Raw genomic sequence first — 10608 nt, forward strand, 5'->3', positions numbered from 1 at the left:
CGGCCGCTCGCGGCGGCGGTGCGCTGTTTCCCTCTGGTCGGTGTGGTTGTCGGTCTCGGCGGCGGATTGGTCTATGCGCTGGGGCTGAAGCTCGGCCTGCCGCCCCTGGGCGCCGCGCTCTTCGCCATCGTCGCGACCGGTCTCCTGACCGGGGCGCTGCATGAGGACGGATTGGCCGACAGCGCCGACGGGCTGGCCGGCGGCCATGACCGGGAGCGGCGCCTCGCCATCATGTCGGACAGCCGCATCGGCAGCTATGGCGTGCTGGCGCTGATCTTTTCGGTCGTGGCGCGCGCCTCGCTGCTGGCGGGATTGCCGGCGGCCCATGGCATCGCCGCGCTCATCGCCGCCCATGCGCTGGGCCGCGCCGCCATGGCGCTGGTGATGGCGCGCGGGACGGCGGCCAAGAGCGGCGGGCTCGCGGCTGGCGCCGGCAAACCCGCCGAGGGCGATGCGCTGGTCGCGCTCGCAATCGCCGCGGTCGTCGCCTGGATCGCGCTGGGGCCGGTCATGGCAGCGGTGGCATTGCTGGCGACCCTGATCGTGGCCTGGGCGATGGCCCGGCTCGGCAAGCGCCTCATCGGCGGCTATACCGGCGATACCCTCGGCGCGATCGAGCAGCTCTCGGAGATCGCGGTGCTCGCCGTCGCCGCGGCCGTGATTTGAGCGGAGACAGAAACCGATGACGGTTCCGATCACGCGCTGGTGGTGGATCCGGCATGCGCCGGTCACCTCCCATGGCGGGCGCATCTATGGCCAGAGCGACGTACCGGCCGATTGCGCCAACCTCGCCAGTTTCGCCGGCCTTGCGCGCCTCCTGCCCACCGACGCCGCCTGGATCGCGAGCCATCTGGCGCGCACGCACCAGACGGCGGCCGCGATCTTCGCCGCGGCCGGCAAGCCGGTGCCGGCATTGGTGATCGAACCGTTGCTGGCAGAGCAGCATTTTGGCGACTGGCAGGGTCTCACCCATGACGAGCTCGCGACGCGGCGCGATGGCGCCTGGCATCGCTTCTGGTTGGCCCCGGCCAAGCTGGCGCCGCCCGGGGGCGAGAGTTTCGTCGAGGTGATCGCGCGCGTCGGCACGGCGATCGAGCGATTGACCGCGGCGCATCAGGGCCGCGACATCATCGCGGTCGCGCATGGCGGCACGATCCGCGCGGCCCTCGCCCTCGCCCTGGGACTCGAGCCCGAACGGGCGCTCGGATTCGTCATCGACAATTGCTCGCTCACCCGCATCGACCATATCGGCGCCTCGGCCTCGAGCGACGATCCCGCCTCCGCCGCCAGCTGGCGCGTGGCAACGGTCAACCACCCGCCGGTGATCGCGGATCGAGCCTGAATACTCATCCCCTCCCGCGCTTGCGGGGGAAGGTCAGGGAGGGGGCTGCTCGATCGCGACTTCCCCCTTCCTGACCTTCCCCCGCAAGCGGGGGAAGGGACAGTTAGGGAATGCTCACGCAATCCTGCCCGCGATTTGGCCTGGCGACTCGGGGCGGCTGCCTCGGAATTGCCAAAATCCGCCGCTCCTTTAAGCTCCCCCTCCAACCCCGCGACTCGACAATCGGGAGACTCTCCATGGTTCGCATGCGCACGCTGTTGACGGCACTGGCCCTTGTCTTCCTGGGCTGTGCCATGGCGCGCCCCGCGGCGGCGCTGACCGACCAGCAGGAAATCATCGACAAGGCCCGCATCACCTTCGACAAGCTCATCACCAGCCCCGAATTCGCCGAGCTGCCGGGCTATGTGAAGCAGGCCAAGGCGGTCATCATCTTCCCCTCACTGATCAAGGGCGGCTTCATCATCGGCGCCGAAGGCGGCTCGGGCGTGCTGATGGTGCGCGACGACAAGCTGGGCTGGAGCTATCCGGCCTTCTACACGCTGGCCGCCGGCAGCCTGGGCCTGCAGATCGGCGGCGAGATCTCCGAGGTGGTGCTGACCATCATGAGCGAGAATGCGCTCGACGCCGTCATCGACAACCAGATGAAGTTCGGCGGCGACGTCTCGATCGCGGCGGGTCCGCTGGGCAAGGGCCTCGAGGCCGGCACGACCACCAATCTCGATGCCGACGTCTACAGCTTCGCCAAGACCTCGGGCCTGTTCGGCGGGCTCTCGCTCGAAGGAGCTGGCGTCCTCAAGCGCGACAGCTGGAACGTCTCCTATTACGGTACCGGCGCCACGCCCTATGCGATTTTGATCCAGCGCCGCTTCTCCAACCCCAACGCGCAGCCGCTGCGCGATTCGCTGTCGCCTTATTGAGCCGAGAAAGCGCCCTTCGGGGCGCTTTCGCTGTCGCCTGATCGCCATCCGATTGATTGCCTCAACGTTTCCGGGGGGAAGATTTCGATGACCCGCCTGCGCCTGACCTGCCGACCGCTCCTGCTGGCCTTGGGACTCTCGGGATTGTTGGCGGGTTCGCTGCCGGCCTGGGCCGACGGCATCTCGGTGACGAGCAAGGCCTCGGCCAATGGCGATTCCCGCCTCATCGACAACACCATCTTGGGTTTCAGCTCCTGCCGTCAGGATCACGACGCCGACCGCATGCTGCTGCGTCTGCATTTGACGCGAAAATGGGATGTCAACTCGCCCGAAGGCGAAGGTCACGTCCGCCTCGACGCCTTCGACGCCAAGGCCGGCACCTCCGGCACGCCGCTCTACACCGTCGAGGCCGAGGGCTCGGCTGCGCAAATCCTTCCCGACTGCCTGCTCCAGATCGATCGCGGGCTCGAGGATCTCGAATGGTGGCAGATCAACGACCTGGCCTCCGGCACGCTGCTGTTCGAGACCATGGCCGAGCCGCTCGTCTTCGCCACGCTCGATGACGACCAGATCCGCAGCACGCAGGCCGCGGGCTTCTATGTGCCGCCCGACGACGAGGCTGACAAGAAGCTGGCCGACCCCCATGTGGTTGGACTGCTGACGCTCGCGACCGACGGCAAGATCGCGACGCGCCTCCTGGTGACGGCAGCCGATCCCGCCAAGGCCGCCGCGCTGCGCAGCTATTGGGACGAGCGGCGCTATCTCGCGGTGGTCGAGACCGGCAAACCGGGTGCCTTGGGCGCGGCCACGGCCGAGCAGCCGCTCTCGAAGCGGCCGCTGTCGGTCGAGGTGAGCTGGCCGGTTGCCGGCCTCGCCTTGCGGCTGCCGATCGGCCCGGCCGGCCTCAAGACCGAAGGTGCCGTCATTCCCGCCGGCCTGAAGGTCGCACCCTGGTAGGGTGGCGACGCCGCTTCGGGCTACGGCTGCATTAAACCGCAGAGAGCGGCAGGAGGCCTTGCTTGCCTGCCGCAGGGCCCTGCCCCATATTTCCCCGGGTCGCGATCGCTTTCCTTCGCTGGTGAAGGGGCGATGAGCCGACTCCGTTCCGTTCATTGAACCCATGCCCAAGAGCCTCGTCGCGCGCGTCACCACTCTCGTCGCATTGCTGCTGATCGCGGCGATCGCCGTGTTTTGGGCCTTCCGCGAAGCCGGGCCCCCGGGCGAAGGCGGTTCTGGCACCGCCCTTGTCGGCGGCGGCTTCACCCTCACCGACCAGAACGGCCAGCCCCGCAGCGACGGCGATTTCCGCGGCAAGCTGATGCTGGTCTATTTCGGCTTCACCCATTGCCCCGATGTCTGCCCGCTCGATCTGCAGAAGATCACGCAGGCCATGGGCAAGCTCGGCGACAAGGCCGACCAGGTGGTGCCGATCTTCGTCACGGTGGACCCGGCCCGCGACACGCCCGCGGCAATGCACGATTTCGTCGCGAATTTCGACCCGCATATCGTGGCCCTCACCGGCGAGAAGCCGGCGATCGATCAGCTGGTCAAGGATTACCGCGCCTATTACAAACCCGATGCGGGCGGCACCGACTATAACGTGATGCATTCCTCGCTGATCTATCTCATGGACCGCGACGGGCGCTATCTCACCCATTTCGGACAGGACGTCAGCGCCGACGACATCGTCGCCGGCGTGACGAAGCAGCTCTGATGGTCCTCGCCAAGCTCCGCAGGAAACTGGCCAAGCCCGCCGCGTCGAAACGCGCGGCCAAGAAGCGCAAGGGCGAGCCCGAGCCTTTCTGGCGCGTCAAGACCCTCAAGGAGATGACGAAGCCCGAATGGGAGTCGCTTTGCGACGGTTGCGGGCGCTGCTGCACCGTGAAGTTCGAGGACACCGAGACCGGCCTCGTCGAGTTCACCGACGTCGCCTGCCGCCAGCTCGATTCCAAGAGCTGCCGCTGCAAGAACTATGCGAAGCGCAAGACACTGGTGCCCGACTGCATCGCGCTCACCGTGCGCATGATCGGCAAGCTGCATTGGCTGCCCTCGACCTGCGCCTACCGCCTCGTCGACGAGGGCAAGGATCTCCATTGGTGGCACCCGCTGGTGTCGGGCGACCCCAACACCGTGCACAAGGCCGGCATCTCGGTGCGCAACAAGGTGGTCAGCGAAGACGATGTCGAGGACGCGGAGAAGCGCATCGTCGATTGGATCAAATAGCGCCGATGCTTTCTCGCCGTTCCCGATAAAGACGATCCTCTCCACCCGCAACGCGGGGGAGAGGAAAGAAATACGCGGGAAGAGGCTCGACCCTTCAACTCGCGAACACCCGGCTCATGTCGCGGAAGCTCTTGAACTCGAGCGCGTTGCCGCTGGGATCGAGGATGAAGAAGGTGGCCTGCTCGCCGACCTCGCCCTTGAAGCGCACATGCGGCTCGATGATGAATTTGGCGTTGGCGCCCTTGAGCTTGTCGGCGAGGCGGTGCCAGTCGTCCCATTCGAGGATGGCGCCGAAATGGCGCACCGGCACATTGTCGCCATCGACGGCGTTGGTGCGTGCCATCGCGGTCTCCTCGGGACGCAGATGCGCCGAGATCTGATGGCCGAAGAAATCGAAATCGATCCAGAGCGGATCGGTGCGGCCCACGCGGCAACCCAGCATGCCTTCATAGAAATGGCGGGTCCGGTCGAGATCGGCGACCGGGAAGGCGAGATGGAAGGGAGGCATGGTCATGGATCGATCCTTTCTGGCGCGGGGGCTGGCGGGCGCGAAACCCGGGGTCCCTGCCAATTGAGCAGCACGAGCCCGGCGAAGATCAAAAGCACCGCCAGGCCGACGAGGGGGCTGAGCGCCTCGCCCAACAGCAGATAGCTCCAGGTGAGCGCCGTCACCGCCACGATATAGGTGACCTGGCTGAAATAAACCGCGCCCGCCATGCGGATCACTTCGAACTGCACGATATAGCCGAAGCAGGAAACCCCGATCTGGATCAGGACGGCAAGCTCGCCCGGACCCACGGGCCAGAGCGGCTCGATCTCGCCACGCGCGGCCGCGAAGGGCAGCGCACCGGCAAATCCCAGGATCACCATGCCGCAGGCGAGCGTCAGCGAATCGCTGCCTTTGGGCCGACAGCGCTGATTGAAGATCGCGACGCTGGCATAGCAGAGCGGCCCCAGGAATCCGAACAGCACCCAGCCCAGCGCCGCGCCGCCATCGAGGCTGGCGCCGCGCAAGGCCAGGAGTGCGGCGCCGAGGAAACCGATCGCGAGGCCGGCCGCGAGCCGCCAGTGAAAACGCTCCATGCCGAGCAGCAGCACGATCGCGAAGGTGATGAGCGGCGAGGTGTTGACGATGAGCGCCGTCAGGCTCGCCGGCAGATGCGCCACCGCGCTCAGCAGGATCACATTGGGCAGCGTGATGCCGACGAGGCCGCAGACGGCGTAATAGAAGAGGTGACGGCGATCCCAGCGCGGTGGACGGCGGCGGATCAGCGCCAGCAGCACGCTGCCAGCACCCAGCGTCTGCCAGAAGACATAGCCGGCGGGACCGACGCCGTTGTCGACCGCGATCTTTGATGTCGGAAAGGTCAGGCCCCAGGCCGTGCCCTGCAGCAGCAAGAGCAGCAGCGGCAGGAGGCGCCGCGGAACCGGGTCGAGGGCAAGGGCGGGGCTGGACATGGCAGCGGCACTATAACCGGCGAAAACGTCAGGAAAAGCTTAGCGATTCCCGCTCGCTCGGCACCTCGCAAGGATCGGATAGAGGCCCCGGTCGGGGCGGGCTAGGAGTAGCGCCACGCCACCCCTATCTTGGTTCGAGGAGTTCCCGATGAGAGAGTTCAGCATGGTCGCCCGCCGGCCGGTCGAAGTCCTGGAATCCGACGCGTCCTCGAGCGCTCGCCCGGGCACGGCCCGCTCCCATCGGCTGGACGCCGTGCAGCGCGCCTGCCGCTATATCGAGCGCAAGATGGCGGCGGAGGACGATGCTGGCGATCCGGGTCCGGTAACCCTGGCCGAGCTGGGCCGCGCCTGTGCCGTCAGCCCCTGGCATCTCCAGCGCCTGTTCAAACAGGCCATGGGCGTGACCCCGCGGCAATATGCCGATGCCTGCCGGGTGAACCGGCTCAAGAGCGGCCTGCAGCAGGGCGACGGCGTAGCGGCCGCCACCTATGGCGCGGGCTTCGGCTCGGCCTCGCGGGTTTATGAGCGCGCACCCCAGGCGCTCGGCATGACGCCGGCCAGCTATGCCAAGGGCGGCGAAGGCGCCGACATCGCCTATGCGACCGCCCCGTCACCTTTGGGTCGGGTTCTGGTGGCCGCGACCCCCAAAGGCGTCTGTTTTGTGTCGATCGGGAAGGCCGACGCCCCCCTGATCGAGGCTTTGAACGAGGAATTCCCCGCCGCAAGGCGGATTCGGAAGGACAATCCGGCTCTCTCGACCGCTTTGGCCGCGATTCTGGCCCATTTGGAGGGTCGGGCACCCCATATCGATCTCCCGCTCGATATCCAGGCGACCGCGTTCCAGCAGCGCGTCTGGGAGGAACTGCGCCGAATCCCGCTGGGCGAGACCCTGACTTACGGTGAAATCGCCGGCCGTCTGGGCCAGCCCACCGCGGCCCGGGCCGTCGGCCGGGCCTGCGCCACCAACCCCGTGGCCGTGGTCATTCCCTGCCACCGCGCCTGCGGCGCCGATGGCAGCCTGACCGGTTACCGCTGGGGCAAAGGGGTGAAGCAGGAACTCCTGACCCGCGAGGCGGCGAAGGTAGATATCCACAGGAAATAAGTCCTAGCGCGCGACGGGAGGTCTTGGCAGGGGTCCCTCAAGACCGCATAACCGATGACATGTCCCGTCGCAAAGCCCGCTCCAATTCCGCTTCGCGCCGCCCCCGCCGGCAGGTCAAACGGCTGGTCGAGGGACAGGTCATGACTCTCGATGACCGCCGAATTCCCCTGATTTATCAACGCAATACTCGGGCACGCCGGATCATCCTCCGATTCGACCAGTCGGCCGGGCGCATCGTCGTGGTGCTGCCGCCACGGGCGACCTATGACGAGGGCCGCCGCTTCGCCCAGACGCACCGGTCCTGGATCCGCGAACGGGTCGAATTGCTGCCCGAAGGGGTGCCGTTCGAGACCGGCAAGGTCGTGCCCTTCCTGGGCCAGCCCCACCGCATCCGCCACCGGCCCAAGGCCCGGGGGGTGGTCTGGTGCGAGGAAGGCGAGATCCATGTCGCCGGCAAGCCCGAGCATCTGCCGCGCCGGGTCGAGGACTGGCTGAAGCTCGAGGCGCGCCGCGAGATCGCCGAGTTCGCCCATGCCAAGGCCGCGATGATCGGCAAGAAGGTGCGGCGCATTCGGCTCAGCGATCCCAAGACCCGCTGGGCCAGCTGCTCGGCCTCGGCCGAGCTCGCCTTCTCCTGGCGGCTGGTGCTGGCGCCCAAATGGGTGCTCGAATATGTGGTCGCGCATGAAGTGGCGCATCTGCGCGAGATGAATCACGAGCCGCGCTTCTGGCGCCTCGTCGACGAGCTCACACCCCATGCGCGCAAGGCGCGCGACTGGCTGGCGGAGCACGGGCCGGATCTGCATCGCTATGGCCGCAGCGATGGCGAGCGCGCCTATGAGGATCCGCTGCCGGCCTGAGCGGCGCGTCCCTGATCGATCTTGATTCGCGTCAGAATAATTTGCACAGACCCGAGACCATGAAATTGCCCGCGAGGATCGCGAAGGCAATCGTGAACCAGGTCAGGACGCCATAAACCAGCGCCAGTGAGATCAGCCAGGGCCAACTCAGCCCCCGCCGACGACCCAGCGCGCCGGCGAGCGATATGAAAAAGACGGTGGCGATCGAGATGCCCGGCGGCAAGGTCGCGATGCAGCGCGGCAACAGATAGCCGCCGATCAATCCGGCACCGACGAGCATGACGAGCCAGAGACCGATCAAGGGCGCGATCAGCGGTGGCCGCGGCGGTGGTTCCAGCGCGAGCGGAGAAATCCCGGTCATGGCACGAAGACCGGTCTAGCGCAGCGGCACATCGGGGACCCAGATATAACCGTCGGGATCGACGATATAGGCCTCGCGCAAGCCATGCGGCTTGTCGGCCGCTTTCGCCATCACGTAATGCCCGGCGGCCTCGGCGCGCATGACGGCCGCGTCGGGATCGCAGCCATGGAGGCGGAGCTCGACGCCGGCGCCGCGCACCGCGCCGTCGCCCGTGAGGCTCAGCAGCGGATGCGTGCCGTAGGTATGATCGGCATGGAGCATCCATTCGGCCTGATTGTCGCCCGTGCCATGGCGCAGCACGGCGAAATCGGGATCGCCATAGACGACGCGCGCGCCCAGCACCGTCTGGGCGAACGCGACCGCGCGCGGCACCTCGCGCACCAGCAGATTGATGCCCATGCCCTTCAGGCTGCGGCCATAATCGGGCGCCGCCATGAAGGGCGTCTGGTCCTCGGGCCGTTTCTTCGTCATGGCTCCGTCCTGAGTATTTTCCGGCGGGGCCTGTCCCCGCGAAGGCGGGGATGGATACCGGTTCGCCGTAGAAAATGCGAAAAAACCAAACAATCAAGAGTGCTTCCCGTATGAACGGGAAGCACTCGGTTGCAGCGGCGTTTGCCAATCGGTCTTGCGCCGCTAGAGTGAGCTTAGCCTGTCCTCCCTCCTCCTTCCAAATCCCTCCCCGCTCATGCGTCGCGCCGACTCCGTTCCCGTCATCGTCCTGCTGACCGTGCTGGTGGCGCTGGGTCCGATCTCGACCGACCTCTATCTGCCGTCGCTGCCGAGCCTGATGAGCTATTTCTCGGCGAGCGAGGCCGATGTCCAGCTCACCCTCAGCATCTTCCTCGTCGGCCTCGCGGCCTCGCAGCTCATCTATGGCCCGCTCTCCGACCGCTTCGGACGCAAGCCGGTGCTGCTGGCGGGGCTGGTGATCTATCTCGCGGCCAGCATCGCCTGCATGCTGGCGCCCTCGATCGAGTTCCTGATCGCGGCGCGTTTCCTGCAGGCGCTGGGGGCCTGCGTCGGCCCGGTGCTGTGCCGCGCCGTGGTGCGCGACGTCTATGGCCGCGAAGGCGCGGCGCGCGTGCTCTCCTATCTCGCGGCGGCGATGGCGATCGCGCCGCTGCTGGGACCGATCCTCGGCGGCTATCTGCAGGCCTGGTTCGGCTGGCGCGCCAATTTCGCAGCCCTCGTGATCTATGGCCTGGGCGGCCTCGTGGGTGCTGCGACCATGCTGCCCGAGACCAATCACGACCGGAACCCGCTGGCGACGCGGCCCTCGAACGTTCTCGAGACCTATCTGATGCTGGCGGGACAGCGCCGCTATGTCGGCTATGTGCTGTCCTCGGCCTTCGGCTATAGCGGCATCTTCTGCTTCATCTCCGGCTCCTCCTTCGTGCTGATGGGGATGATGAAGCTGGAGCCGAACGACTATGGCTATTGCTTCGCCGCGGTGGTGGCGGGCTATATCGCAGGCGCCACGCTTGCCGGCAAGCTCGCGCGCAAGGTGACGATCCATCACATGATCGCGGCCGGCGGCGCCATCGCGCTGGTCGGCGGCATCGTGCTGGTGGCGCTGGCCTGGGCCGGCATCGACACGGTCATGGCGATCATCGCCCCCACCATGGTCTATCTCTTCGGCGTCGGGATGGTGATGGCGAACTCGATGGCGGGCGCCATCGGGCCCTATCCGCGCGCCGCCGGTGCGGCCTCGGCACTCCTCGGCTTCACCCAGATGTCGACCGCGGCCCTCGTCGGCGCCGCCATCGGCCACGCCGCCGACGGCACACAGATGCCGATGGTGATCGCGCTGGCGCTGAGCGCCGTCGCAGGTCCCGTGAGCTACTGGACGCTGGTGCGGCCCTGGCAGAAGCAGGACACATGAAGCTCTCGCGTTTCTTTCCTCGCCCCCGCCAGGGGGAGAGGGACGCATAGGGTTAGGCCGCGGGCAAAGGCCCGTTATTTTGTTTAATCGCCGGCGAAGCCGGCACGCGTAGCGGAGGCTTACCCGGAGCTGGGTGAGGGGGATGAGTCAGAATAAGACGACGCCCTTCAGCGCATCGCCTGTCATCGACAACCCCCTCACCCTGCCCTCTCCCCCTCCCGGAGACGGGATGGGGAGAGGAAAGAAGAAGCGATCGACGCCGCGCCGTCATTTCTTGTTGTCCCGCTGATTCACCAGCCGCTCGATGAAGTTGGCGAAGGAATCGTTGCCGGTTTCCTTGGCCGCTGTCACCGGATCGGGGGCCACGATGGTTCCCGATGACGCGTCGTTCGAGGCGGTATCGGCCGTGCCGTCGGGCACGCCGGCGACCAGGGGCTCGTTGCCGCCGGGCCAGGGCAAGGGC

At 67.0% G+C, this 10608-nt stretch carries 14 protein-coding genes; 9 read left to right on the forward strand and 5 right to left on the reverse strand.

The window, feature by feature from the left end:
• The 6 genes from ACREE8_RS22980 to ACREE8_RS23005 form a co-directional block, all read left to right on the forward strand.
• On the forward strand, positions 1–666 hold a 666-nt coding region (locus ACREE8_RS22980; RefSeq protein ID WP_431575353.1), incomplete at its 5' end, for an adenosylcobinamide-GDP ribazoletransferase.
• A gap of 16 nt (positions 667–682) precedes the next feature.
• Positions 683–1342: a histidine phosphatase family protein gene (locus ACREE8_RS22985; protein ID WP_431575354.1), complete on the forward strand. Its 660-nt coding sequence runs from the start codon at positions 683–685 to the stop codon at positions 1340–1342.
• Between the two features lie 236 nt (positions 1343–1578).
• The gene (locus ACREE8_RS22990) at positions 1579–2259 is read left to right on the forward strand and encodes a lipid-binding SYLF domain-containing protein (protein ID WP_431575355.1); all 681 of its coding nucleotides are present in this window, start codon (positions 1579–1581) and stop codon (positions 2257–2259) included.
• A gap of 87 nt (positions 2260–2346) precedes the next feature.
• Positions 2347–3216 carry a hypothetical protein gene (locus ACREE8_RS22995; RefSeq protein WP_431575356.1) on the forward strand — a complete coding sequence of 290 codons (870 nt, stop codon included), beginning with the start codon at positions 2347–2349 and terminating at the stop codon, positions 3214–3216.
• 163 nt (positions 3217–3379) lie between these two features.
• Positions 3380–3973, forward strand: coding sequence for an SCO family protein (locus ACREE8_RS23000; protein ID WP_431575357.1), 594 nt, complete (start codon positions 3380–3382; stop codon positions 3971–3973).
• Positions 3973–4482, forward strand: coding sequence for a YcgN family cysteine cluster protein (locus tag ACREE8_RS23005; protein WP_431575358.1), 510 nt, complete (start codon positions 3973–3975; stop codon positions 4480–4482). The genes ACREE8_RS23000 and ACREE8_RS23005 overlap by 1 nt, the downstream gene beginning before the upstream one ends.
• 94 nt (positions 4483–4576) lie before the next feature.
• On the opposite strand, the gene ACREE8_RS23010 is transcribed toward ACREE8_RS23005, so the two are convergent.
• Both ACREE8_RS23010 and ACREE8_RS23015 read right to left on the reverse strand, forming a co-directional pair.
• The gene (locus tag ACREE8_RS23010) at positions 4577–4996 is read right to left on the reverse strand and encodes a VOC family protein (RefSeq protein ID WP_431575359.1); all 420 of its coding nucleotides are present in this window, start codon (positions 4994–4996) and stop codon (positions 4577–4579) included.
• A complete protein-coding gene (locus ACREE8_RS23015) occupies positions 4993–5940 on the reverse strand; it encodes a DMT family transporter (RefSeq protein WP_431575360.1) in 948 nt (315 codons plus the stop codon). The genes ACREE8_RS23010 and ACREE8_RS23015 overlap by 4 nt, the downstream gene beginning before the upstream one ends.
• A gap of 148 nt (positions 5941–6088) precedes the next feature.
• Here ACREE8_RS23015 and ACREE8_RS23020 point away from each other — a divergent pair, with 148 nt between their 5' ends.
• Positions 6089–7042: a methylated-DNA--[protein]-cysteine S-methyltransferase gene (locus tag ACREE8_RS23020; protein WP_431575361.1), complete on the forward strand. Its 954-nt coding sequence runs from the start codon at positions 6089–6091 to the stop codon at positions 7040–7042.
• 140 nt (positions 7043–7182) lie between these two features.
• A complete protein-coding gene (locus ACREE8_RS23025) occupies positions 7183–7902 on the forward strand; it encodes a M48 family metallopeptidase (protein WP_191908326.1) in 720 nt (239 codons plus the stop codon).
• 31 nt (positions 7903–7933) lie between these two features.
• Here the strand turns inward: ACREE8_RS23025 and ACREE8_RS23030 are convergent, their stop codons facing one another.
• Both ACREE8_RS23030 and ACREE8_RS23035 read right to left on the reverse strand, forming a co-directional pair.
• Positions 7934–8263, reverse strand: coding sequence for a hypothetical protein (locus ACREE8_RS23030; protein ID WP_431575362.1), 330 nt, complete (start codon positions 8261–8263; stop codon positions 7934–7936).
• A 15-nt stretch (positions 8264–8278) separates the two neighbouring features.
• Entirely contained in the window at positions 8279–8734 is a 456-nt protein-coding gene (locus ACREE8_RS23035) for a VOC family protein (RefSeq protein ID WP_431575363.1), read from the reverse strand.
• Positions 8735–8948: 214 nt separating this feature from the next.
• Here ACREE8_RS23035 and ACREE8_RS23040 point away from each other — a divergent pair, with 214 nt between their 5' ends.
• The gene (locus tag ACREE8_RS23040; RefSeq protein WP_431575364.1) at positions 8949–10145 is read left to right on the forward strand and encodes a multidrug effflux MFS transporter; all 1197 of its coding nucleotides are present in this window, start codon (positions 8949–8951) and stop codon (positions 10143–10145) included.
• 267 nt (positions 10146–10412) lie between these two features.
• On the opposite strand, the gene ACREE8_RS23045 is transcribed toward ACREE8_RS23040, so the two are convergent.
• On the reverse strand, positions 10413–10608 hold a 196-nt coding region (locus tag ACREE8_RS23045), incomplete at its 5' end, for a hypothetical protein (protein ID WP_431575365.1).

Source organism: Hypericibacter sp. (assembly GCF_050729195.1).
Lineage (GTDB): Bacteria > Pseudomonadota > Alphaproteobacteria > Dongiales > Dongiaceae > Hypericibacter.